The sequence below is a fragment of the Streptomyces sp. NPDC059455 genome (assembly GCF_042750115.1).
GTDB classification, from domain to species: Bacteria; Actinomycetota; Actinomycetes; order Streptomycetales; family Streptomycetaceae; genus Streptomyces; species Streptomyces endocoffeicus.
This window is the reverse complement of record NZ_JBHYVB010000172.1, coordinates 1-25637: the sequence shown is the minus strand read 5'-3', so window position 1 is coordinate 25637 and position 25637 is coordinate 1. Positions and strand designations below refer to the sequence as shown.

Annotated in this window: 11 protein-coding genes; 7 read left to right on the top strand and 4 right to left on the bottom strand. The window is 71.8% G+C overall.

Annotated features, from left to right (window positions below; genetic code table 11):
- Positions 1 to 148 precede the first annotated feature (148 nt).
- Entirely contained in the window at positions 149 to 1408 is a 1260-nt protein-coding gene (locus ACFXB5_RS40470; protein ID WP_385218213.1) for a cytochrome P450, read from the bottom strand.
- 172 nt (positions 1409 to 1580) lie between these two features.
- On the opposite strand from ACFXB5_RS40470, the gene ACFXB5_RS40465 reads away from it, so the two are divergent.
- A complete protein-coding gene (locus tag ACFXB5_RS40465) occupies positions 1581 to 2450 on the top strand; it encodes an alpha/beta fold hydrolase (protein ID WP_385218210.1) in 870 nt (289 codons plus the stop codon).
- A gap of 140 nt (positions 2451 to 2590) precedes the next feature.
- Here the strand turns inward: ACFXB5_RS40465 and ACFXB5_RS40460 are convergent, their stop codons facing one another.
- Positions 2591 to 3298 carry a TetR/AcrR family transcriptional regulator gene (locus ACFXB5_RS40460; protein ID WP_385218209.1) on the bottom strand — a complete coding sequence of 236 codons (708 nt, stop codon included), beginning with the start codon at positions 3296 to 3298 and terminating at the stop codon, positions 2591 to 2593.
- 127 nt (positions 3299 to 3425) lie between these two features.
- On the opposite strand from ACFXB5_RS40460, the gene ACFXB5_RS40455 reads away from it, so the two are divergent.
- The 6 genes from ACFXB5_RS40455 (at position 3426) to ACFXB5_RS40430 (ending at position 10505) form a co-directional block, all read left to right on the top strand.
- Positions 3426 to 5102, top strand: coding sequence for an amidohydrolase (locus ACFXB5_RS40455; protein ID WP_385218206.1), 1677 nt, complete (start codon positions 3426 to 3428; stop codon positions 5100 to 5102).
- A 100-nt stretch (positions 5103 to 5202) separates the two neighbouring features.
- Positions 5203 to 6822, top strand: a complete 1620-nt coding sequence (locus ACFXB5_RS40450; RefSeq protein WP_385218204.1) for an ABC transporter substrate-binding protein — start codon at positions 5203 to 5205, stop codon at positions 6820 to 6822.
- The gene (locus tag ACFXB5_RS40445; RefSeq protein ID WP_385218201.1) at positions 6819 to 7787 is read left to right on the top strand and encodes an ABC transporter permease; all 969 of its coding nucleotides are present in this window, start codon (positions 6819 to 6821) and stop codon (positions 7785 to 7787) included. Before ACFXB5_RS40450 ends, ACFXB5_RS40445 begins: the two co-directional genes overlap by 4 nt.
- Positions 7784 to 8647: an ABC transporter permease gene (locus ACFXB5_RS40440; protein WP_385218198.1), complete on the top strand. Its 864-nt coding sequence runs from the start codon at positions 7784 to 7786 to the stop codon at positions 8645 to 8647. The genes ACFXB5_RS40445 and ACFXB5_RS40440 overlap by 4 nt, the downstream gene beginning before the upstream one ends.
- Positions 8647 to 9678: an ABC transporter ATP-binding protein gene (locus ACFXB5_RS40435; RefSeq protein ID WP_385218195.1), complete on the top strand. Its 1032-nt coding sequence runs from the start codon at positions 8647 to 8649 to the stop codon at positions 9676 to 9678. Before ACFXB5_RS40440 ends, ACFXB5_RS40435 begins: the two co-directional genes overlap by 1 nt.
- Complete coding sequence (locus tag ACFXB5_RS40430; protein WP_385218193.1) at positions 9675 to 10505, top strand: ATP-binding cassette domain-containing protein; 831 nt, start codon at positions 9675 to 9677, stop codon at positions 10503 to 10505. Before ACFXB5_RS40435 ends, ACFXB5_RS40430 begins: the two co-directional genes overlap by 4 nt.
- An 86-nt stretch (positions 10506 to 10591) precedes the next feature.
- Here ACFXB5_RS40430 and ACFXB5_RS40425 read toward each other — a convergent pair whose 3' ends face one another.
- Positions 10592 to 15574 carry a type I polyketide synthase gene (locus tag ACFXB5_RS40425; protein WP_385218190.1) on the bottom strand — a complete coding sequence of 1661 codons (4983 nt, stop codon included), beginning with the start codon at positions 15572 to 15574 and terminating at the stop codon, positions 10592 to 10594.
- Between the two features lie 33 nt (positions 15575 to 15607).
- Positions 15608 to 25637 (bottom strand): SDR family NAD(P)-dependent oxidoreductase (locus tag ACFXB5_RS40420; protein ID WP_385218187.1); only part of this gene is annotated, 10030 nt, incomplete at its 5' end.

Below are 25637 nucleotides of genomic sequence, written 5' to 3'. Positions count from 1 at the left end.
ACGCGCGCGCTCGCGCCCCCCCCCGCCCACCCCGCGCCCCCCCCCCCCCCCACAGCCCCCCCCGCCCCCCCCGCGCGCCCCCCGCGCGGGGGGGGGGGGTCCGCCCCCCCCCCCGGCCCCCCGTTTTTGATGGTGCGGGGCAGGTGTGTCAGAAGGCGCACTCCACATGCTTGATGGCCTCGACGAAGCTGGCCACCAGCCGCCGGGGCTTCCCCACCGTGCGGATCTCCGGCAGTCGGCTGAACAGCTCGCGGAAGAGCACCGTGACCTCCATCCGGGCGAGATGGGCGCCCAGGCAGAAGTGCGGGCCGACCGACCCGAAGGTCATATGCGGATTGGGGTCCCGGGTGATGTCGAACTCGTAGGGGTCGGGGAAGACGTCCTCGTCCCGGTTGGCCGACCAGTAGAAGAGCAGCAGCTTGTCGCCCTCCTTGAAACGGTGGCCGTTCACCTCGCAGTCGCGCCGGACGGTGCGCCGCATCCAGTTGATGGGGGTCGCGACCCGCAGAATCTCCTCGACCGCGCCCGGCGCGTAGGCCTCGAAGTCGGAGAGCAGCAGCTTCCGCTGCTCCGGGTGGTCGCTGAGCAGCACCAGACCGCGCGAGATGGCGTTGCGGGTCGTCTCCATTCCGGCGACGACGAGCAGGATGAAGAACGACGAGAGCTCTTCGGGGCTGAGCCGCTCACCGTCGATCTGCGCCTGCACCAGCCGGGTGATCAGATCGCCCGTGGGGTTGCGGGTGCGGTCGGCGGCGAGCCGTGCGATGTAGTCGGCGAGTTCATGGGAGGTCTTCAGCAGGGCGGCGGTGGCCTGATCGGCCCGGGGAACATATTCGGGGTCGAAGGTGCCGACGATGATATTGGACCGGTCGTAAATGAACTCGTAGTCGTCGTCGGGAATCCCCATCATGCCGCTGAGCACCGCGATCGGCATGATCGCCGCGACCTTCCGGACGAAGTCGCCGGGCCCTTCCGCGATGAGGTCGTCGACAATCTTCCGGGCCGCCTTGTGGGATGCCGCCTCGAACTCGGCTGCCATTCCCCGGCCGAACGCGCGGGAGACCAGCCGGCGCATCCGGGCGTGCTGGGGATTGTCCATATTGATCATCGATCCGAAGAAGTTGTTGAACTCCTCCGGCAGATCGATGATGCTGATCGCGGTGGGCACGGAGCCGAAGTCCTGCGGGCGCCGGCTCACCTCGGCGATATCGGCATGCCGGACCATCGCGTAATAGCCGGACCCCTGCCCGAACCCGGGCATGACCGGCTCGCGGAAGAGAACGGGCTCCGGCCGTCTGCGCAGCGCCGCGAAGGCGGCGTCGCGGTCGCCGTACGGCTGTGCCCAGAAGGACAAGTCGGTGAGGTCGATGTTGTCGATATGGGCGAACCTGGATTCCGGGGGATACACGGCGCCTCACTTCGGCTCGGAGTCTACGGTCGGCAAGGGAGGTGGGTCGGCATGAGAGTATGAATCGCCCGGCCATCCAGCATCTCGCCTCCCGCTAAAGCGCCGCTAATTCGCGCATACGTCACATCCCCAGCGGTCGAATCGGATTGGGCGGTCCGGCTAGAATTCCGCCATGGATCTTTCCGTGCCCGTAACCGACGATGTGAAATTGCATTTCCGGCACCGGCCGGGAACGGCGTCGCTTCCCTTTCTCCTGGTCCACGGCATGGCGTCGAGCGCCCGGCTGTGGGACGAGGTCGCCGACCATCTGGCCGCCGCGGGCCACGCGGTGTACGCGGTGGATCTGCGCGGCCACGGGGACTCCGACGCACCGGAGACCGGATACGACATCCCGACCGCGGTCGCGGATCTGGTGGCGGCGTCCGCCGCCCTCGGGCTGGACCGGGTGGTGGTGGCCGGTCACTCCTGGGGCGGCAATATCTCGGTGCGGCTGACCGCCGAGCACCCCGAGCTGGTCGCCGCGCTGGCCCTGGTGGACGGCGGCTGGCTGGAGCCGGCCAAGGCGTTCTCCTCCTGGGACGCGTTCGTCGGGGCGCTGCGGCCGGCGTCCTTGGAGGGCGCCACCGTGCAGAGTGTGAGCGACTACTTCCGCGCCATCCACCCGGACTGGTCCCCGGCGGCGATCGAGGCCGCGGTGGCCACGATGCGGGAGAACCCGGACGGGTCGCTGTCCCGGCGCATGTCCACCGAGCAGCACATGTCGATCCTGCACAGCATCTGGAACGAGCCGCCGAGGCCGTGGTACGCGGCCATCGAGGTGCCCACCCTGCTGATGCCCGCCATCCCCAAGGGCGCGGACGCGAAGTGGGCCGACCGCATCCGCTCCCGGATCAGGGAGACCACGGCCGATCTGCGCCATGCGACGATGCGTGAGTATCTCGACTCCGAGCACGATCTGCACGCCCAGCACCCCCGGCGGGTGGCCGACGATCTGCTCGACCTGGCCCGCGGAGCCTCCGGCCGGTCGGCAACGCATGGCTGACCGGCACGGCACCCCCGCCACCGACGGCTGAGCGCTCCGCGGGAAGTGTCGCGAGGTGCGATCGTTCATCTGCGGCTGCGTCGTGGCTGGTCGCGCAGTTCCCCGCCCCCCTTCGGGGCGCACCCGCACCGCACCGGACTTCAGCGAGGCCGCTCAGGCCCCCGCAAGGTCTCGGCCCGCTTCTCGATCGCCGAGATCAGCGCCCCGACCATGGCCTCGTAGATCTGCTCATCCGTCACCTCGGCGAGTTCGGCGCTCAGGCGGGTGATGTTCGGGAATGTCCGCGGGTCGACCAGCCGGTACTCGCGGGTCCAGGCGGACTCGTCGGCCGCGCGGGCCTCCGCGTCGAACAGGAGATAGGCGGCCTGCTGTCCGACATAGGCGAGGAGTGAGTCCGCGACCATGCGGTAGTGGCAGGCCGCCTCGGCGCCCTCGAGTCCGGCCTCCATGACGGCGCCGAGGATGAGTTCGACGACCCGGAACTCATTGGGCCGCCGGGTGGTCCGGCTCGCCATGGCCGAGCCCACCACCGGGTATTTGAGGGCGACCGCCAGTGAGCCGTCGGCGAGCGCCCGGATGCGCCCCTTCCAGTCGAGGCCCTCGGGGATGCTGTCGAGCACCTCGCGGAGCGTGCGGTCCGCGACGGACAGCAGCAGCTCGTCCTTGTCGCGAAAGTGCCGGTAGATCGCGGTCGGGTCCGCACCGAGCTCCTCGCCCAGGCGCCGGACGGTGAAGGCGTCCTCGCTGCCGCGGGCCGCGATGCGCAGGCTCGCGTCGATGATCGCGTCGGGCGTCAGCTGACTGCCTGCGCGCTTGCTCCGGGCCGTGTTGGCGGGTGACTTCGGCATGGTGCGGCCAGTGTATCGATCCAGGAAACGATCAGCGCAATACCGTTGACAACAGCGTTGCGCTGCCGTTCACTCCTCCACAACAACAAGCCAGCGGGGTCAGCCCGCCGAGCCGGAGGTTGCTTCGATGGCACACCGCAGCCAACAGGCCGACACCGTTTTCGTGGGTGGCCGGGTCTTCACCGGAGCCGGAACAAGGCCCATCCCGGTGGACGCCGCCGTCGCCGTAGGGGGAGGCCGGATCCTCGCCGTCGCCGACGCGAGCACGGTGTGGTCGCTCGCCGGGGCCACCACGGAGGTCGTCGACCTGGAGGGCGGGCTGCTCGTCCCCGGGTTCCAGGACGCCCATGTCCATCCCGTGGTGGGCGGATCCTTGATGCTCGGCTGCGACCTGGGCGAGCGCAGCACCGCCGAGGGCTGTCTCGCGGTGGTGGCCCAGTACGCCAAGGACCATCCGGACGCGACCTGGATTCGCGGTGGCGGCTGGTCGATGGACAGCTTCCCCGGGGGTACGCCGACGCGCGGCATGCTCGACGCGGTGGTGCCGGACCGGCCCGTCCTGCTCACCAACCGGGACGGCCACGGCGCCTGGGCCAACACCCGCGCGCTCGACCTCGCGGGGGTCGACCGCCACACCCCCGACCCGGCGGACGGCCGGATCGAGCGGGAGCCGGACGGGACCCCGGCAGGCACCCTGCACGAGGGCGCCGTGGAACTGGTGGCCCGCCATATGCCGATCGCGACACCGGACGAGGCGTACGCCGGGCTGCTCGCCGCGCAGGAGTACCTCTTCTCGCTGGGGGTGACCGGCTGGCAGGACGCCATGATCGGCGCTTTCCCCGGCAACCCCGACAACTTCGATGTCTATCTGCGCGCGGCCCGTGAAGGCTCGCTGCTCGCCCGCGTCGTCGGCGCCCTGTGGTGGGACCGCGAACGCGGCCTGGAACAACTTCCCGAGCTGGAGGAGCGCCGCCGCACCGGGCAGGTGGGCCGCTTCAACGCCACCAGCGTGAAGATCATGCAGGACGGCGTGGCGGAGAACTTCACCGCGGGAATGCTGGAGCCCTACCTCGACGGCTGTGGCTGCCCCACCGCCAACTCCGGGCTCAGTTTCGTCGAACCCGCCCTGCTCACCGAGGCGGTGTGCGCGCTCGACCGCTCCGGCTTCCAAGTCCACTTCCACGCACTCGGCGACCGCGCCGTCCGTGAGGCCCTCGACGCGCTCGCCGCGGCCCGCACCGCCAATGGCGTCAATGACAACCGGCACCACATGGCCCACCTCCAGGTCGTCCACCCCGACGACATCGGACGCTTCGCGAGTCTGGAGGTGGCCGCGAACATCCAGGCGCTGTGGGCCGCGCACGAACCGCAGATGGACGAGCTGACGATCCCGTTCCTGGGCCCGGAGCGGGCGGCCCTGCAGTACCCGTTCGGGGATCTGCGGCGCGCCGGGGCCCGCCTGGTCGCGGGCAGCGACTGGTCGGTGAGCAGCCCCAACCCGCTGTGGGGCATCCATGTCGCGGTCAACCGCACCGCACCCCCGGAGGAGACCCCCGACGCGCCGTACGCGCCGTTCTACCCCGAGCAGGCCCTGTCCCTGGCCGAGGCGCTCACCGCGTACACAGCGGGCAGCGCCTGGGTGAACCACCTCGACGACGTGACCGGCACGATCGAGGAGGGCAAGTACGCGGATCTCGTGGTACTCGACCGCGACCCGTTCGCGGGCCCCTCCCAGGAGATCGCCAACGCCCGGGTGCGCCGGACCTATATCGACGGTCGGCTCGTCTTCGCCGCGACCGACTGACGTATCCCCGCTACTTCACCGAGCCCACCCCGGACGGAGCCAGACGATGCCCACAGGGAGCGCAGGAACGAGACGACGGACACGACCATCGCGGCGCGCCGTGGGGACCTTCCTCGCGGTGGCCACGGTGCTCACCACCAGTGCGTGCAGTGGCACCGCGCACTCGGACAAGAGCGGCAGCACGAGTGCCGCGTACCAACTCACGGACCGGACTCCCGCCGCCACAGGGGCACTTGACTCCTTCAGCTGGTCGATCTTCGCCGAGCCCACCTCGATCGACTACGCCTACGCCTTCGACTACCCGCCCAACCAGATCCTCTCCAACGTCTGCGAGAGCCTGCTGCGCTGGAACCCGGATCTGACGACGTCGCCGAACCTCGCGTCCTCGTACCGCAATCCGACGCCCACCACCTGGGTCTACAAGATCCGCCCCCATGTGCGCTTCCACGACGGGACGGTGCTCACCGCGCACGACGTCGTCGCCTCGCTGCGCCGCCACCTCGACCCCGCCGTGGGCAGCGCCTGGGCCAACTCGTTCCGCAATGTGAAGTCGATCGACGAGTCCGGTGAGCTGGAAGTCACCGTCAGGCTGAAGAAGCCGGACTCGACCTTCAACCAGGAGATGGCGGCCAGCCCCGGCACCGTCGAGTCCGCCGCCACCCTCGCCAAGGAGGGCAAGGACTACGGCAGCCCCAAGGGCGGTGTGAACTGCACCGGGCCATTCTCGTTCGGGTCCTGGAACCCGGGCCAGTCGCTGGTGCTCAAGAAGTTCGACGGCTACTGGAACCCCAAGCTCAAGGCCAAGGCGGGCCAGGTCACGTTCGTGTTCCTGAGTGATGCGACGACCCGCGTCAGCGCCTTCCAGAGCGGTGAGGTGGACGGCGGCTGGATGGTCCCCACCGATTCCTACGCCCAACTCGGCTCGTCCCAGGCGGGAAAGCTCTACTTCGGCCGCAACACCACCGTCGCCGACGAGGTGGTCGGCGATCTCAAGGGCCCGCTGGGCGACACCCGGGTGCGCAGGGCCCTGCTGATGGCCATCGACCGCGAGGGCATCGTCAAGGCGGGCGCCGGCGGAGTCGGTGAGGTCGCCGACTCGCTGGTCACCGACAACATGTGGAACAAAGCACCCGCCGCGACCCGCAAGGCCCTCCTCAAGGACGTGCCGCGCTACCCGTACGACCCGGCCAAGGCCAAGAAGCTCGCGAAGCGGGCCGGAGTGCGGGGCCAGCACATCGTCATCGCGTCCAGCCCGCTCGACTCGCAGTCGACGATCACCACACAGGCTGTCGCCCAGGCGGCCAGGGACATCGGGCTCGACCCCAAGATCGACACGCTCCCCCCGGAGAAGTACTCGACGCTCTTCACCGACCCCGCCGCCCGCAAGGGCATCGACCTCTTCCTCACCTTCTGGTACACGTCGATCACCGATCCACTGGACATGTACACCTCCCTGGAGACCGGCGCGTCCACCAACTACGGGGGCTGGTCGAACAAGGACTTCGACAAGGCCGTCGAGCAGGCCATCGGCACCTACGAACCGGCCGCGCACGCGGAAGCCAACGCGAAGGCGCAGCGGATCGCCCTGCGGGAACTGCCCTGGCTGCCCCTGCACACGCAGCCCGTGAGCGTCTTCCTCGGCAACCGGATCACCGGCGTCCAGCCGTCGATCGCCTACCTGTACTACCCGTGGGCGGCCGAGATCGGAGCCAAGCGATGAATCGCACGGCGACACGGGCGCTCGAGGGTCTGCGCAGACTGGCCGGGATGGCCACGACCCTCCTGGTCACCTCGTTCCTGGTGTTCTCCTCGCTGTACCTGGCGCCCGGCGACCCGGCGAGCTTCCTGGTGCGCGGCCGCAGCGCGAGCCCGCAGGAACTCGCCGAGATCCGCCACCAGTACGGCTTCGACCAGCCGTTCCTGGTCCGGTACGGGCACTGGCTGGACCAGGTGCTGCACGGCGACTTCGGCCGGTCCTACATCTTCCACCAGGACGTCAGCTCGGTCATCTGGTCGCGCCTGCCGGCCACGCTGCTGTTGGTCGGGGTGTCGGCACTGCTGATCGCGGTGGTGGGCATCGCGGCGGGCATGGTCGGCGCGCTGCGCCGCGGCACGCGGACCGACTCCGTGCTGATGCTTCTGGTGACGGTGGGGGCCGCCGCCCCCGCCTTCGTCGTCGCGGTGCTGTTGAGGTCGCAGTTCGGGGTGCGGCTCGGCTGGTTCCCGACCATCGGCAACGGCTCCGGCGTACTCGACCGGCTGCATCATGTCGTGCTTCCGGCGGTGGCGCTGTCGGTGACGTTCATGGCGCTGGTGACCCGGGTGACAAGGTCGGCGATGCTGGAGGAGCTGGGCCGTGAGCATGTCGAGGTCTCGGTGAGCCGTGGCACACCACGGTGGACCGTGATCCGGTGTCATGTGCTGCGCAACGCGCTCGGACCGATCGTCACCGTCTCCGCGCTCCTGATCTCGGGAATGCTGGTGAGCACCTCGATCGTGGAGACCGCGTTCGGGATGTCGGGCGTGGGATCGCTGCTCGTGCAGTCGGTCAACCAGATGGACTTCCAGGTGGTGCAGGCGATCGTACTGCTCGTGGTGGCCGCGTTCGTCGTGGTCAACGCCCTGGTGGACGTGGCACACCCGCTGATCGATCCGCGGGTGGCGGCAGCGGGGAGCGCACGATGAGCGTACAGATCCCAGGTGTGATGCGCGGTCCGGTAGCCCGACTGCGGTCCTTGGGCGGCGGGTGGCCGCAGAACCTGTGCCTGCTGTTTCTGGTCCTGTTCGTCCTGGTCTCGGTGTTCGCGCCGTGGCTCGCGCCGCAGGATCCGACCTACGGCGACCTCGGCTCGGGGCTCGTGGGCCCGAGCGCCGAGCATTGGCTGGGCACGGACCAGGGTGGGCACGACACCTTCTCGGCCCTCGTCGAAGGAAGTCGTACGAGCCTGGTCGGGCCGCTCACGGTGGTGCTGTTCTCCACCGTCACGGGCATCGCCGTCGGGCTGTTCACGGCCTGGCGGGGCGGCTGGGTCGACACCGTGATCGGCCGGCTGATCGACGTCCTGTTCGCCTTCCCCGCGCTGCTCGTCGCGATCCTCGCGGTGGCGGTCTTCGGCAAGGGGATGACGGCACCGGTGATCGCCATGTCCCTCGCATACATGCCGTACACCGCCCGGCTGGTGCGCGGCCTCGCCCTGCAGGAGCAGGCCAGGCCCTACATCGCCGCCTACCGTGTGCAAGGGCACTCCGGGATGTTCGTCGCGGTGCGCCGACTGCTGCCGAACATCGGCCCGACCGTGCTCGCCCAGTCGACCGTCAACTTCGGCTACGCGCTGCTCGACCTCGCCGCCCTGTCCTTCCTGGGCCTTGGCGTTCAGCCGCCGACACCCGACTGGGGCGCGATGATCAACCAGAGTCAGGCCGCGGTGCTGCGGGGGCAGCCGCTGTCGTCGATCGTGCCCGCTGTCGCGGTCGTCCTGGTCGTCGTCGCCTTCAACGTGGTCGGAGAGAACTTCGGCGACCGGCTCGCGGGAAGGGATTCCTGATGGCACTGCTCGAGTACGAGGCCCTGAGCATCGCCCTGCCCGGCATGGCCCGCCCGGTTCTCGACGGCATTGATCTGACCGTGGCCGCCGGTGAGATCGTCGCCCTGGTCGGTGAATCCGGCTCCGGGAAGTCGGTCACCGCCCGCGCCGCCCTCGGCCTGTTCCCGGCGGGGGCCGAAGTCGAAGGCCATGTCCGGGTCGATGGGACGGACCTGGTGAGTGCCGACGCCACCGGCCTGCGGACCATCCGTACGGCCAAGGCGTCGATGATCTTCCAGGACCCCCGGGCGGGCATCAACCCGGTTCGCCGCATCGGGGACTTCCTCACCGAGTCGCTGCGCGTCAGCCACGGCTGGGCCAAGGACCGTGCGAAGGCACGGGCCGCCGAACTCCTCGCCGCGGTCGGCCTCCCGGACCCCGCCCGGCACCTGACCCAGTATCCGCACCAGCTCTCCGGTGGCATGCTCCAACGCGTCATGATCGCCGGAGCGCTCACCACCGAACCCCGGCTGCTGCTGTGCGACGAACCGACCACCGCCCTCGACGTCAGCACCCAGGCCGAGATCATGGCCATCCTGGGACGGCTGCAACGCGAACGCGACCTGGGTCTGCTCCTCATCACCCACGACATCGAACTCGCGGCCGCCGCCTGCGACCGCGTCTATGTGATGTACGCGGGGCGGATCGTGGAGACGGCCCCCACCGCCGAACTCTTCGCCGCGCCTCGCCACCCCTACACCGCGGGCCTGCTCGGCTCGTCCCCTCCCCTGTCGGCGCCGAACGGCCCGCCCGCCCGGCTGACTCCGATCCCCGGGGCCCCGATGGGTCTGCTCGACTCCGCCCCCGGCTGCTCGTTCGCGGCCCGCTGCCGCTTCGCCCGGCCCGGCGTCTGCGACCAGTCACCACCGCCCCTGGAGCGGCACGGCACGGCCCAGGTCGCCTGCCACCGCGCCGACGACCTCACCTCCGTACCCGACGCGCTCGCCGCGACGGCGACCGCTCCCAACTCACCCCAGCTGGAGGACGGTTGACCAGCGAGACGGACACGCTGCTCCAAGTGAGCGGTCTGCGCAAGACCTACCGGACGGGAAAGGCGGAGGTCGTCGCGGTCGACGACCTGTCGTTCTCCGTACGGGCCGGCGGCGCGCTCGGCATCGTAGGAGAGTCGGGCTCCGGCAAGACGACCACGGCCCGGATGCTGATCGGCCTCGAACGCCCCGACGCGGGACGGATCCTGGTCCAGGGCGAGCCGCTGACCGCGACCGTACGCGGCAAGGCGGCCCGCCTCGCCCGAGCCAAGGCGGTCCAGATCGTCTTCCAGGACCCGTACCTCTCGCTGGACGCGCGCATCAGCATCGGCGCGACCATCGACGGGGTGCTGCGCCTGCACGGCATGTCTGACCGGGCGGACCGGGCCACCCGCACCAGGGAGCTGCTCGCCCAGGTCGGCCTCGGCGAGCGCGAGGCGGCCGCACTCCCCCGCAAGCTCTCCGGCGGCCAGCGCCAACGCGCCGCGATCGCACGGGCGTTGGCCGTCGAACCCGTCGTGCTCGTGCTCGACGAGGCGGTGTCGGCCCTCGACGTATCCGTACAGGCGCAGGTGCTCAACCTCCTGTGGGACATCCGCCGCGACACCGGTATCGGCCTGGTCTTCGTCAGCCACGACCTGGCCGTCGTGCGATACGTGTGCGACGAGGCGCTCGTTCTGTACCGGGGCCGCACGATGGAACACCGCCCCGTCGCGGACCTCCTCACCGACCCCGGACACCCCTACACACAGCTTCTGCTGGCGTCCGTTCCCCGACCGGGCTGGGACCCCGACTCGATCAGCGGCCGACGCCGGGAGCACAGCGGTTGACGCACCGGCGGTCAGACCCCGAGCTCACGGTCGATGAGGGGGTTTGCCCCCCGGGGGGGGGGGGGCGGGGGCCCCCCCCCCGGCGGTCAGACCCCGAGCTCACGGTCGATGAGGGCGAACACCTCATCGGCGGTGGCCGCCGCCAGATCCTGCTCGCCCGCGGGCTCATCGGCCTCCTGCGCGGTGGCGGTGTACTTCCACACCAGGGCCTGCAACCGGTTCACCAGACCGGCGCGGCGCGGGTCGCCGGTCGGCAGCCCGGCCAGTGCGGCCTCGACCTCGTCGAGGTGTCCGGACACCGGATGCGCCGCGTCGGCCTCCCCCGGGTCCACCTCGGTCAGCAGGTGGCCCGCCAGCGTGCGGGGGGTCGGATAGTCGAAGACCACCGTGGTCGGCAGGCTCAGCCCCGTGGCGGCGCGCAGCCGGTTCCTGAGCTCCACGGCCGCGATGGAGTCGAACCCCAGCTCCTTGAACGGGCGGTCCGGCTCGACCGCCTCCGGCGCCGGATAGTGCAGTACGGCCGCCACATGGGCGCGTACCAGCGCCAGCAGCCGCTCGACCCGCTCGTCCCCGGGCACGGCGGCCAGCTCCCGCCGCAGCGCCGACGCCTCGTCGGTGCCGGTGTCCGCCGCGGGTCCCCGCGCGGCCTCGATGGCCTGGCGGGCGGCCGGGACACCGTCGAAGAGCCTGCTGGGACGGGCGAGGGTGAACAGCGGCGCGAAGCGCTCCCATGCCACATCGGCGACGGTGACGCCCGGATCGTCGTGGTCGAGCACCTGGCGCAGTGCGGTCAGCGCCGGCCCGGGGTCCAGCGGGGGCAGGCCCTGCCGCCGGGAGCGCTCGGTGTGCGAGGTCGTCGTCGCGTCCGCTGCCTCACCGTCGTACGGCAGGTCCCACAGCCCCCACGCGATCGAGACGGTGGGCCGTCCGGCGGCCCGGTCGCGCCGCGCCAGCGCGTCGAGGCAGGCGGTGGCGGCCGCGTAGGAGCCATGGTCCTTGCTGCCCCAGGACGCGGCGACGGTGGAGAAGTAGACCACGGTGTCCTCGGCGCCCATGCCGCAGAGTTCGTCCAGGTGGCGCCCGGTGTCGTCCAGATGGGCGCGGATCTCCTCGGCCAGCCGCCGCGGGGTGAGCTCCATCAGCGGGGCCAGCTCACCGGAGGCCGAGGTGTGGATGATGGTCCCGATCCGCCCGCTCTCCTCCGCCACGCGCTCGAGGAGGCGCGCGGTGCCTTCCCGGTCGGCGGGCGCGTGGTCGGCCACGGTGAGTCCGGTGCCGAGCGCGTCCAGTTCTGCCCTCAGCTCCTCGGCGCCGGGGGCATCGCCACCTCCCGGGCACAGCATCACGATGTGTTCCGCCCCGTCGGCGGCCAAGTGGCGGGCGACATGCGCGGCGGGCCCGTCGGCGGTTCCGGTGATGAGCACGGTGCCCCGGGGCTTCCAGGCGCGCATCGGGGCCCGGCCTCCGATCGGGTCGGGGACCAACCGGCGGCCGTACGCACCGGCCGGGCGCAGCGCCACTTCGTCCTCGCCCGAGGCACCGGTGAGCAGGGCGCGCAGCCGCTCCCCGGCGAGGGTGTCCGGGCTCGTGGGCAGATCCACCAACCCGCCCCATCGGTCGGGGTGTTCGAGGGCTGCCACCCTGCCGAGCCCCCACAGCTGCGCCTGGTGGGGAGCGTCGGGGGACTCGGAGTCGTCGATGGCGACCGCACCGCGGGTGGCGCACCACAGGGGCGCGGTGACGGCGGCGTCCACCAGCGCCTGGAGCAGGGTGAGCGTTCCGGTCAGGCCGGGGGCCACGCCGGGGAGCGGTGACGGCTCTTCGTCGTCCAGGGCCAGCAGCGACAGGACGCCCGTCGGTGGCGGCTCCTCGGCGCACCGGGAGCGCAGCAACTCGGCGAGCCCCTCGCGGTCGGTGTCCTCGGCCACCTCCAGCCGCCGCACCTGGCCGCCGTCCGCGCCCAGCGCCCGTACGCACGCGTCGGTCCAGGCATGGGGGGCCTTCGGGTGGACCACGAGCCAGGAGCCCCCGGCAGCGGGAGCGCCATCGGTGACGGGCCGCCACTCGACGCGGTAGCGCCATGAGTCCACGGCGGAGCGCTCACGCCGGGCGCGGCGCCATGTCGAGAGCGCGGGGAGCACGGTGCCCAGCGAGGTCCGGTGGCCGGTGTCGTCCGGGAGGCGCAGCGTCTCGGAGAGCGCGCTCAGGTCCTCTCCCTCCACCGCGGCCCAGAACCGGGACTCCTCCTCGTCCGCCGGGGCCCGCGTGTCGAAGGACACGGAGTCGGCCAGCCAGTACCGCTCCCGCTGGAAGGCGTAGGTGGGCAGTTCTACGGTGCGCGGGGCGGTGAGGCCGGTGGGGTGGAGGGTGGTCCAGTCGACCGCGACACCCGCCGTGAAGGCCAGCGCGAGGGACTCGATCAGCCGCGCCGGGCCGCCGTGGTCGCGCCGGAGCGTGGGCACGGTGACCGCGTCCACCGCGGCTTCCTCGAAGCTCTCCTGCATGCCGACGGTCAGTACGGGATGGGTGCTGCTCTCGATGAACACGCGGTGGCCATCGGCCAGCAGCGCCCGGACGGTGTCGGCGAACCGCACCGGTTCCCGGAGGTTGGTCACCCAGTACCCGGTGTCCAGCGCGGTGGTGTCGATCCGGCCGGCGGTGACCGTGGAGTAGAACGCCACCGTGGACGCGACCGGCCGGACACCGGCCAGGGCCTCCGCCAGTTCGTCGGCGATCTCGTCCACCTGAGGGCTGTGCGAGGCGTAGTCCACCTCGATCGGGCGGGCCCGCTCGCCCGCCTCCTGACACGCCGCCACGGCGTGCGCCACCTGCTCGGGCGGCCCGGAAATCACCGTGGACGAGGGGCCGTTGACGGCCGCCACGCCCACGCCCGCCGTCTGGTCGCCCAACCCGGCCAGCAGCTTCTCGGCCCGCTCACGGCTCACTCCCAGGGAGGCCATCGCCCCGCCACCGGCCAGCCGCCGCAACGCCTTGCTGCGCAGCGCCACGACCTTGGCGCCGTCCTCCAGCGACAGGGCCCCGGCCACGACGGCCGCCGCGATCTCGCCCTGGCTGTGCCCGATCACCGCCGCTGGACGTACGCCGTGGCCTGCCCACACCGCGGCGAGCGACACCATCACGGCCCACAGGACGGGCTGTACGACGTCGACACGGCCCAGGTGGCCCGCCCCGTCGGCGCCGCGCAGCACATCGGTGAGGGACCAGTCGACGTACGGCGCCAGGGCACGCTCGCACTCCGCCACGCGGGCGGCGAACACGGGTGAGGCGTCGAGCAGTTCGGCGCCCATGCCCGCCCACTGCGAGCCCTGGCCGGGGAACACCAGCACCGGGCCCAGGCCCCCGGCCACAGCGGCGCCACCGGGGTGGACCAGGGCCGGGTGCGTCCCGCCGGTGGCCAGCGCCTCCACGGCCGCCATCAGCTCCTCGCGGGTCTCGCCCACGGCCACGGCCCGGTGGTCGAACACCGAGCGGGTGGTGACCAGCGACCAGCTCACCTCGGCGCTGGACGGCCCTGAGTCGGCGGCCATCCGCCGGGCGAGCGCGGCGGCCTGCCCCCGCAGGGCCTGGCCACTACGGGCGGACAGCACCCAGGGCACCACCGCCGCCACCGTCCCAGACTCGCGGTCGGCGGACTCCTCCTGCCCGGCAGGGGGACTCGGCTCGGGGGGCTGCTCCAGGATCAGATGGGCATTGGTGCCACTGATCCCGAACGAGGACACCCCGGCCCTGCGGGAGCGCTCGCCCTTGGGCCACGCCACCGGTTCGGTCAGCAGCCGTACCCCGCCGCCTTCCCACTCCACATGCGAGGTCGGCTCATCGATGTGCAGGGTCACCGGCAGCGTCTCGTGGCGGAGCGCCATCACCATCTTGATCACACCGGCCACACCGGCGGCCGCCTGGGCGTGGCCGATGTTCGACTTGAGCGACCCCAGCCACAGGGGCCGTTCACCGGGCCGGTCCCGGCCGTAGGCGGCCAGCAGCGCGTGTGCCTCGATCGGGTCGCCGAGGGAGGTGCCCGTGCCGTGGGCCTCCACCGCGTCGACCTGATCGGCGGCGAGCCGTGCGTTGTCCAGCGCCTGGCGGATCACCCGTTCCTGCGATACGTCGTTGGGCGCGGTGAGGCCGTTGCTGGCACCGTCCTGGTTGACGGCCGAGCCCCGGATCAGGGCCAGCACCCGATGTCCGTTGCGCCGCGCGTCCGACAGCCGCTCCAGCAGCACCAGGCCGACGCCCTCGGAGAAGCCCGTGCCGTCCGCGGCCGCCGCGAAGGACTTGCAGCGGCCGTCCGGGGCCAGCCCGCGCTGCCGGGAGAACTCGGCGAACGCGGTCGGTGTGGTGAGCGCGGTGACCCCGCCCGCGAGCGCCAGATCGCATTCGCCCTGGCGCAGTGCCTGGCTCGCCAGATGCATGGCCACCAGCGACGACGAACACGCCGTGTCCACTGTCACCGCCGGGCCCTCAAGACCGAAGGTGTACGCCACCCGGCCGGAGACCACACTGGTGAGGCTGCCGGTGGTGGCATAGCCCTCGAAGCCCTCGGGGACCTGGGGCATCCGGGACAGATAGTCCTGGCTGGACACGCCCGCGTACACACCGGTCCGGCTGCCCTTCATCGTCAGCGGGTCGGCACCCGCGCGCTCGAACAGCTCCCAGGCCACCTCCAGCAGCAATCGCTGCTGCGGGTCCATCGCCAGGGCCTCGCGCGGGCTGATCCCGAAGAACTCCGCGTCGAAGCGGTCGGCGCCGTCCAGGAACCCGCCGTGCCGGACATAGCTGGTGCCGGGGTGGTCGGGGTCCGGGTGGTAGAGGCCCTCCAGATCCCAGCCGCGGTCGGTGGGGAACGCGGTGATGCCGTCGCCACCGCAGGCCACCAGCTCCCACAGTTCTTCGGGGCAGCCCACGCCACCGGGGTAGCGGCAGGCCATGCTCACGATGGCCACCGGCTCCTGGGACCGCTCCTCCATCTCGCGCAGCCGCTGACGGGCCTGCCCGAGATCCACCGTGACCCGCTTCAGATACTGGCGGAGTTTCTCTTCCGTACCCGACATCAGTCCTCACTCACGATCAAGCCTCACTCACGATCAAGAGGGCAGTTCCCTGTCGATGAACTCGAACAACTCGTCGTCCGACGCGGAGTCGAGGGCGCCGTCGTCCCCGGAGGGGCGGTGCTCGCCGGTGGCCTCGGCCGGTGTGTCGTCGCTGAGCCGCCACAGCAGCGCCTCCAGGCGCTTCGCCAGCCGGCCGCGGGCCTCGTCGTGGGCACCGAGCCCCGCCATCGCCGCCTCCAGCCGCTCCAGCTCGCCGAAGACGGGCGCCGAGGTGTCCGGCTGGGCGGGGCACAGCCGCTCACGCAGTTCGGCGGCGATGGCCGAGGGCGTCGGATGCCTGAAGACGACGGTGGCGGGCAGCCGCAGCCCGGTGGCGGCGGCGAGCCGGTTGCGCAGTTCGACGCCGGTCAGCGAGTCGAAGCCCAGGTCCTTGAACGGGGTGTCACCGGACACCGCCCCGGCGTCGGTGTGGCCCAGCACCGCCGCGGCCTGCGTGCGCACCAGCGTGAGCAGGATCCGGTGCCGCTCCTCCGCGGGCACCGCCGTGAGCTGGGCGACCAGACCGGCGGCAGGCGCCCCGGTGGCGGCGGTACGACGGGTGGTCGTCCCGCTGTCGAGGAGCGTACGCAGCAGGGCGGGCAGCGTGTCCGTGGGCTGGGCGGCCAGGGTCCGGAGGTCGAGCTGTACGGCCGCGGGTCGCGGGGCGCCGTGCCAGCAGGCGGCGTCCATCAGCCCCAGCGCCTGCTCGCCGGACATGGCGGCGATGCCGGAGCGGGACATCCTGGCCAGGTCCGCCTCGTCCAGATGCCCGGTCATACCACTGGCATCGGCCCACAGCCCCCAGGCCACCGATACCGCCGGGAGGCCCATGGCCTGGCGGTGGACGGCCAGGGCGTCGCAATAGGCGTTGGCCGCCGCGTAGTTGGCCTGGCCCGGGCTGCCCATCACGCCCGCGGCCGAGGAGAACATCACGAACATGCCGAGCCGCAGATGCGCGGTGGCGGTGTGGAGATGGGCCGCGGCCGTGGCCTTGGGACCCCACACCCTGGCCAGACGCTCCGGGGTCTGCGAGGTGACCACCGCGTCGTCCAGCACACCCGCCGCGTGGACGACACCGGTCAGGGGGTGTGCCGGGTCGATGCCCGCGACGAGGTCGTGCACCGCGGCGCCGTCGGTCACGTCCACCGCCTCGATCCGGGCCTCGGCGCCCAGGTCGGCGAGCTGGGCCACCAGCTCCTTGGCCCCGGGTGCGTCGGGGCCACCGCGGCTCACCAGCAGCAGATGGCGGATGTTCCACGCGCGGACGAGATGTTCGGCCACCAGCGCGCCGAGGGTTCCGGTGCCGCCGGTGATGAGCACGGTGCCGTCCGGGTCCACCGGGGCGGGGACGTCCAGGACCAGTTTGCCGGTGTGCTTGGCCTGGCTGAGATACCGCAACGCCGCACGCGCCCGGCTGAGCGGCCACGCATGGACCGGGGGCGGTTCGAGCACACCGGAGGCGAACAATTCGCCCAGTTCGCACAGCATTTCGCCGATACGGTCCGGGCCGGCGTGGGTGATCAGGTCGTAGGCCCGATAGGTCACCCCGGGGTGCTCGGCCGCGATCGGCTCCGGTTCGCGGATGTCGGTCTTGCCCATCTCCAGAAGCCGCCCGCCCTCGCGGAGGAGGCGGAGCGAGGCATCGACGAAGGGGCCGGCGAGGCTGTTGAGCACCACATCGACGCCACGTCCGCCGGTGGCCTCCCGGAGTGCCGCTTCGAAGGCCAGGTCGCGCGACGAGGCCCGGTGAGCCGCATCGATGCCCATCGCCTCCAGCACCCCGTGCTTCGCCGGGCTCGCCGTCGCGTAGACCTCCGCCCCCAGGTGCCGCGCCATCCGCACCGCGGCCGTTCCCACACCACCGGTCGCGGCATGGATCAGCACCGACTCCCCGGGGCGCAGCCCGGCGAGGTCCGTCAGTCCGTACCAGGCGGTCAGATAGGCCACCGGTACGGCCGCCGCCTGCCGGAAGCTCCAGCCGTCCGGGATCGGCGCCAGCAACCGCGCGTCGGTGACCGCGAGCGGTCCGAACGACTGGTCGAGGACGCCCATGACGCGGTCGCCCACGGACATATGGGTCACCTCGGGGCCGATGTCCACCACGACTCCGGCGCCCTCTCCGCCGAGTCCGGTCTGGCCGGGCACCATGCCCAAACTGACCACGACATCACGGAAGTTGACACCGGCGGCGCGTACGGCGATCCGCACCTGGCCCGCCGCCAGGGGCTCCAGCACCTCGGGGCAGGGCACCGGTACGACGTTTTCCAGGGTCGCCGTGCCCGCCGTGTCCAGCCGCCATGCCTCCGGCTGCGCCACGGGGCCCACCAGCCCCGCGCCACCGGTACCGGCGTGAACCAGGCGGGGCACGAGGGCCCGACCGGCGCGCAGGGCCAGCTGGGGCTCGTCCATCTCCACGGCGCGCGCCACGGCGATGCGTACGGCGTCGGTGAGCGGGTCGGCTTGGGAGTTGGGCTCATCGTCGCGGTCGAGGAGGACGAACCGGCCGGGGTTCTCCGACTGTGCGCTGCGTACGAGGCCCCATACGGCGGCCGTGGCCAGGTCCACCCGGGCGGTGCTCTCGGGGCCGTCCACCGCGACCGCGCCTCGCGTGACCACCACCAGCCGGACATCCGCCAGCCGCGGTTCGGCCAGCCAGCCCCGCACCAGCTCCAGCGCCCGTTCGGTCGCCGCCAGCGCCTCGGCCGACGCCTCCTCGACGCCCTCAGCGGTGGGCCCGGTCAGGTCGGTCATATCGGCGAGAACGACGGGCGGTGCGGGCTCGTCGTCATCGAGTGCCGCGACGAGCGCGGCCGGATCCGGGTGACCACCGGCCCCCACGACCGCCCAGCCGTCGTCCCCGGTCGCCGCCTCTCCGGCCCCGGCCGCGAGCGGCAGGGGAGTCCACTCGACGGTGAACAGACTGTCCGTGGCATGGCCGCCGGGGGCCACCGCCGCCCGCAGCTGGTCGACGCTCGCGGGCCGCATCGCCACGGAGTCGACGGTCAGCACCGGGGCGCCGACGGCGTCGGCCACGGTCAGCCGCAGGGCGCGCTCACCCTCGGCGGTCTCCTGGTGGGGAGAGAGACGTACCCGGACCGTGGTCGCCCCGGCCGCCCACAACGCCACGCCGTTCCAGGCGAATGGCAGCCAGACCCGGCCATCAGTGGGTTCGTCACCGGTCGTCTCGGTGTCATCGTGCGTATCGAGCCGGTCGATCAGCAGTGCGGGATGCAGCGCGGCGTCCAGCAGCGCCGGATGGATGCCGAATCCGGCCTGCTCCCCGGCGGCCTCGGGCAGGACCACCTCCGCGCACACATCGGCCCCGTCCCGCCACACGGCCCGCAGCCCCTGGAAGGACGGCCCGTAGCCATAGCCCGAGGCCGCGACCCGGTCGTAGAACCCGTCGACGCCGAGCGATGCCGCACCGGCCGGAGGCCACGCCCCGCCCAGGCCGGGCGCCTCGTCGGAACGGTCCGGGGGCGGGCTCAGCACACCCTCCGCATGGCACACCCATCCCGTGGCGGCGGTCTCTCCTTCACCGGCGGCGGGCCGGGAGTACACCCGCACCTCGCGCCGCCCGTCCTCAGCGGCCTCGCCCACCACGATCTGCACCCGCAGCCCGCCCGACGGCGGCAGGACGAGTGGCACGTGCAGCGCCAGCTCATCCACCCCGCCACAGCCGACCTCATCGGCCGCCCGCAGTGCCCACTCCGCCAGCGCCGCGCCCGGGACCAGCACCGCGTCCGCCACCACATGCTCACCGAGCCAGGTGTGCGTACGCGCCGAAATCCGGCCCGTCAGCACATGGCCACGGCCATCGGCGAGTTCCACAGCGGCGCCCAGCAGCGGATGTCCGGCGGAGACCAGCCCGAGGTCGGCCGGGTCGCCGGCGCGTCCGCCGTGGCCGTCGAGCCAGTAGCGCTCGCGCTGGAACGCGTAGGTGGGCAGGGCGACCACGCGGGGAGTCGGAGAGCCCGGGTACAGGGTGGTCCAGTCGACGTCGGCCCCGGCGGTGAACGCCTGGGCGAGCGAGTGGAGGAGCTGGGCCCGGCCGCCGTGATCGCGGCGCAGGGTGGGCACGGTGACGGCCGGGATCTCGGCTTCCTCGAAGGTCTCCTGCAGACCGAGGGTGAGCACGGGGTGCGTACTGGCCTCGATGAACACCCGGTGCCCGGCCACCAGCAGCGCCTGAACGGCATCGGTGAACCGCACCCGCTCACGGAGGTTCCGTACCCAGTAGTCCGTATCCAGGACGGAGCCGTCGGCTCGGCCACCGGTCACGGTCGAGTAGAACGCCGTACCCGAACCGGACGTGTCGAGCGGGCGGACACCGGCCAGGAGTTCGTTCAACTCCTCCCGGATCTGGTCCACTTGAGGGCCGTGCGAGGCATAGTCCACCTCGATCAGCCGCGCTCGCTCCCCCGCCTCCTCGCACGCGGTCACGACGGCGGCCACCTGCTCCGGCGGCCCCGAAACCACCGTGGAGGAGGGGCCGTTGACGGCCGCCACGCCTACGCCTCCGGCCTGGTCTCCCAGGTCGGAGAGCAGTTGACCCGCCCGCTCCTGGCCCACACCGAGGGAGGCCATCGCCCCGCCTCCGGCCAGCCGCCGCAGTGCCTTGCTGCGCTGCGCCACGACCTTGGCACCGTCCTCCAGGGACAGCGCCCCCGCGACGACAGCCGCCGCGATCTCACCCTGACTGTGGCCCACCACCGCCGCAGGACGTACGCCATGTCCTGCCCACACCGCGGCGAGCGACACCATCACGGCCCACAACACCGGCTGCACCACATCCACCCGGCCCAGATCCGCCGCACCCTCCGCGCCACGCAGTACGTCCGTGAGCGACCAGTCCGCGTACGGCGCCAGCGCCCGCTCGCACTCTGCCACCCGGGCGGCGAACACCGGCGAGGCTTCCAGCAGTTCGGCGCCCATACCGGCCCACTGCGAACCCTGACCGGGGAAGACGAGCACCGGACCCACGTCACCCGTCAGCGCCGCCGTGCCCGACCGCACCACACTCGGATGCGACACATCCGCCGCCAACGCCTCCACGGCGGCCAACAGCTCCGCACGGTCATCGCCCACCACCACCGCTCGGTGCTCGAACACCGATCGCGTGGTGACCAACGACCACCCCACGTCGACGGGCGAGAGCTCGGACGCGCCGCCCACCTGTTCGGCCAGAGCGGCGGCCTGGCCGCGCAGCGCCTCCGCGCTCCGCGCCGAGAGCACCCACGAGACCGTGCCCATGTCGGAGGAGTCGGCCTCCACCTCCGGCCCGTCCTCCTCGGGAACCTGCTCCAGAATCACATGGGCATTGGTGCCGGAGGCGCCGAACGAGGACACACCGGCCCGGCGCGGCCGCTCACCGTTCGGCCACTCCGCCGCCTCGGTCAGCAGCCGCACCGCACCGCTCTCCCAGTCCACATGCGGGCTCGGCTCATCGATATGCAGCGAGGCGGGCAGCATTCCATGGCGCATGGCCTGCACCATCTTGATGACACCCGCGACACCCGCCGCCGCCTGCGTATGCCCGATGTTGGACTTGATCGAGCCCAGCAGCAGCGGCTGCTCGGCGGGGCGATCCTGACCGTAGGTGGCCAGCAGTGCCTGCGCCTCGATCGGATCGCCCAGCGTGGTACCCGTACCGTGCGCCTCCACCGCATCGACATCCGATGCCGACAGCCCGGCGCTCGCCAGGGCCTGCCGGATCACCCGCTGCTGCGACGGACCGTTCGGCGCCGTCAACCCATTGGACGCGCCGTCCTGGTTGACCGCCGAACCACGGATCACCGCCAGCACCTCATGGCCGTTGCGGCGGGCGTCCGACAGCCGTTCCAGCAGCAGAACGCCCACACCCTCGCCCCAGCCCGTCCCGTCGGCGGCCGCCGCGAAGGGCTTGCAGCGGCCATCGGGGGCCAGACCGCGCTGACGGGAGAAACCGGTGAACACATCCGGGGTGGCCATCACCGTCACCCCACCGGCCAACGCCAGCGTGCACTCCCCCTGCCGCAACGCCTGGCTCGCCAGATGCATCGCCACCAACGACGACGAACACGCCGTATCCACCGTCACCGCCGGACCCTCGAAGCCCAGCGTGTACGCCACCCGGCCCGAGACCACGCTGCCCGAACCCGCGAGCATCGCATAGCCCTCGAGCTTCACATCCGCGCCGCCGCCGCTGAGCCCGGCAGCGTAGTCGTGGTACATCACGCCCGCGTAGACACCGGTCGGGCTGCCCTTCAACGACACCGGGTCGATCCCCGCCCGCTCCAGCACCTCCCACGACGCCTCCAACAGCAACCGCTGCTGCGGATCCGTGGCCAGCGCCTCCCGCGGATTGATCCCGAAGAACGCCGCGTCGAACGCGTCGGCGTCATAGAGGAAAGCGCCCTCGTTGGCATAGCTGGTGCCCGGGTGATCGGGGTCCGGGTGGAACAGCGCATCCAGGTCCCAGCCGCGGCCAGTCGGAAACTCCCCGATCACGTCCTTCCCCGAGGCCACCAGGTCCCACAGCGTTTCGGGGGAGTTCGCACCTCCCGGGAAACGGCAGGTCATGCCGATGATTGCCACGGGATCGTCCACGTCGGCCCGCACCGCGAGGTGAGCACCGGAGGCTGCGTTCTCACCGGTCAGCCGGGTGCACAGATACTCCGCAAGCGCACGAGGCGTCGGATAGTCGAACACCAACGTCGCCGGCAACCGCAACCCCGTCACCACCGACAACCGATTACGCAACTCCACCGCCGTCAACGAATCAAAACCCAACTCCTTGAACGCCGCATCCACCCGCACCTCACCCAACGAACCAAACCCCAACACCACCGCCACCCCACCCCGCACCACATCCACCACCACACCCAACCGACCAGCCGCATCCAACCCCACCAACTCAGCCGCCAACCCCGAAGTCCCCGTCTCACCGGCCGCCATCCGGCGCGCGGTCCTGCCGGACACCAACCCCCGCAACACCGCCGGAAGATCCTGACGAGCCACCCCGACCGTGTCGACGGCGGCGGCGACGCAGAGAGAGTTGCCCTGCGCACAGGCGGCATCGAGCAGGCCCAGCGCCTTCTCGCTGGACATCGCGGTGATGCCCGAGCGGGACATCCGGGCCCGGTCCGTCGCGGCGAGCTTTCCGGTCAGCTCGCTGGACTGGGCCCACAGGCCCCAGGCCACCGACAGCCCCGGGCGGCCATGGGCCTGACGGTGGGCGGCGAGGGCGTCGCAAAAGGCGTTCGCCGCCGCGTAGTTGGCCTGGCCGGGGCTGCCCAGGACGCCGGCGGCCGACGAGAACATCGCGAACAGGGAGAGCGGAAGATCGGCGGTGGCGGCGTGCAGATGCGCCGCACCCATCGCCTTGGCCGCCCACACCCGGGCCAGCCGCTCGGGTGTCTGGGAGGTCACCACAGCGTCGTCGAGCAGCCCCGTGGCATGGATGACACCGGTCAACGGATGGTCGGCGTCGATCCCCGCCACGAGTTCGGCCACCGCCGACGCGTCCGTGACGTCCACGGCGGCGATCCGCACCCGTGCGCCCAACTCCTCCAAACGCGTGGCCAGTTCGCGGGCTCCCGGGGCGTCCGGCCCGCGACGGCTCACCAGGAGCAGATGGCCGACCTGCCAGGTGCGCACCAGATGTTCGGCCACCAGGCCCCCCAGGGTGCCGGTGCCGCCCGTCACCAGCACGGTGCCCTCGGGATCGAGCGCTACCGGGTCGTCCCGCCCCTCCGGACCGCTTTCGACGGAGGCGCGGATCAGCCGTGGCACCCACGCCCGTCCATCCCGCACGGCCAACTGCGGCTCGTCCAGGTCCACCGCCCGCGCGACGGCGTCCCGTACGTTGTCCGCGCTCGCATCGGCCGCCGAATCGAAGCCGAAGCCGAGGTCAAGGTCGAGGTCGAGGTCGAGGTCGAGGTCGAGCAGCAGGAAACGCCCCGGGTTCTCCGCCTGAGCGCTCCGCAGAAGACCCCAGAGCGCGGCGGCGGCCACATCCGTGCCGCTCTCTGTGTCGGCGACGGCCACCGCGCCACGTGTCACCACGACCAACCGGGCATCGGCAAGCCGTGGTTCGGCAAGCCACTGCTGCACCAGCACCAGAGCCCGTTGCGCCATCGCCAGACCAGCGGTCGCCAGGTCGGCCACGACATCGGCATCGGCGTCCGGGCGCGGGAACTCGGCGAGCACCACGGCCGGAACCGGCTTCCCGTCATCGAGCCCCGCGAGCAACGCCTCCAGACCCGGGCCGGCGCCCTCGGCCGCCAGCACTACCCAGCTGCCGCGATCAGCCACCGGCCCGCCGGTCCCCGTCGGCTGCGACAGTGGGGTCCAGTCCAGGACGAACAGACCGTCCACACCACGCGTTGCCCCAGCTCGCAACTGCTCTACGGCCGCCTGTCGCGTCACCAGGGAGTCGACCGTCAGAACGGGGTCGCCCACGGCATCGGCCGCCACCAGCCGCAGCCCGCGCTCACCCTCGGCACCGTCCCGATGCGGGGACAGCCGAACGCGTACGGTGCTGGCTCCAGCGGCCCACAGCGAGACCCCGTTCCAGGCGAACGGCAACCACACCTGGCCGCTGTCCCGCTCCTGGTCGGACCCCGTGTCGAGCAGGAGGGCCGGGTGCAGGGCCGCGTCGAGCAGCGCCGGGTGGATGCCGAATCCGTCCGCCTCGCCCGCCGCCTCGGGCAGCGCCACCTCGGCCAGCAGGTCCGCACCGTCCCGCCACACGGCGCGCAGCCCCCGGAACGACGGCCCGTACGCATACCCCGCCGCCGCGGAGCGCTCGTAGAACCCCTCCAGATCCACCGGTTGCGCACCCGCCGGAGGCCATGTCCCGCCCAGTCCCTCGGCCGACGGCTCCGCGCCTTCCAGTGCCGGGCTCAGCACCCCCTCGGCGTGGCACACCCAGCCCACCTCGGCGCCCGAGTCGACCTCGCCATCCGGACGAGAGTAGATCCGCACATCGCGCCGCCCGTCCTCCGCCGCGGCGCCCACCACCACCTGGATGCGCAATCCGCCTGACTCGGGCAGCACCAACGGCACTTGCAGCGCCAGCTCCTCGACCCCACCACAGCCGACCTCGTCGGCCGCTCGCAACGCCCACTCCACCAGCGCCGCGCCCGGGGCCAGGGCGGCGTCCGCCACGATGTGTTCGCCAAGCCAGCCGCCACCGCCACCGGCCGCGATGCGCCCGGTGAGCAGATGGGTGCTCCCATCAGCCAGCTCCACGGCGGCGCCCAGCAACGGATGGCCCGCGGCGACCAGCCCGAGGCCGCTGGGGTCACCGGTCGCGCCCGAGGCGTTCATCCAGTAACGCTGGTGCTGGAAGGCGTACGTGGGCAGATCGACCGTACGGGGGGTGGGGTCGGCCGGGAACGCCGCCTTCCAGTCCACCTCGACCCCGGCGACAAACGCCTGGCCGAGGGAATGGAGGAGCTGGACCTGGCCACCGTGATCGCGACGCAGGGTGGGAACAGCGACCGCGTCGGCACCTACTTGCTCGAAAGTCTCCTGCATTCCGATGGTCAGCACGGGGTGGGTGCTGGCCTCGATGAACACCCGATGCCCATCGGCCAGCAGCGCCTCGACGGCATCGGCGAACCGCACCCGCTCCCGCAGATTCCGCACCCAATAGTCCGCATCCAGGACGGATGCGTCGACTCGGCCGCCGGTCACCGTCGAATAGAACGCCACCTCATCCGCCCCACCCACAACCGGGCGAACACCGGCCAGAACCTCGTTCAACTCCTCGCGGATCTCATCCACCTGAGGACCATGCGAGGCGTAATCGACCTCGATCAGCCGCGCCCGCTCCCCCGCCTCCTGACACACCGCCACCACAGCGGCCACCTGGACCGGCGGACCCGAAATCACGGTGGAGGAAGGCCCGTTGACAGCCGCCACACCCACACCAGCGGCCCGACCCCCAAGCCCGGACAGCAACTGCCCCGCCCGCTCCTGACCCACACCCAGCGACGCCATCGCCCCACCACCGGCCAACCGCCGCAACGCCCTGCTC

Coding starts and splice junctions, on each gene's coding strand:
- ACFXB5_RS40465 (WP_385218210.1), top strand. CDS start 1,581: ATGGATCTTTCCGTGCCCGTAACCGACGATGTGAAATTGCATTTCCGG.
- ACFXB5_RS40460 (WP_385218209.1), bottom strand. CDS start 3,298: ATGCCGAAGTCACCCGCCAACACGGCCCGGAGCAAGCGCGCAGGCAGT.
- ACFXB5_RS40455 (WP_385218206.1), top strand. CDS start 3,426: ATGGCACACCGCAGCCAACAGGCCGACACCGTTTTCGTGGGTGGCCGG.
- ACFXB5_RS40445 (WP_385218201.1), top strand. CDS start 6,819: ATGAATCGCACGGCGACACGGGCGCTCGAGGGTCTGCGCAGACTGGCC.
- ACFXB5_RS40440 (WP_385218198.1), top strand. CDS start 7,784: ATGAGCGTACAGATCCCAGGTGTGATGCGCGGTCCGGTAGCCCGACTG.
- ACFXB5_RS40435 (WP_385218195.1), top strand. CDS start 8,647: ATGGCACTGCTCGAGTACGAGGCCCTGAGCATCGCCCTGCCCGGCATG.
- ACFXB5_RS40425 (WP_385218190.1), bottom strand. CDS start 15,574: ATGTCGGGTACGGAAGAGAAACTCCGCCAGTATCTGAAGCGGGTCACG.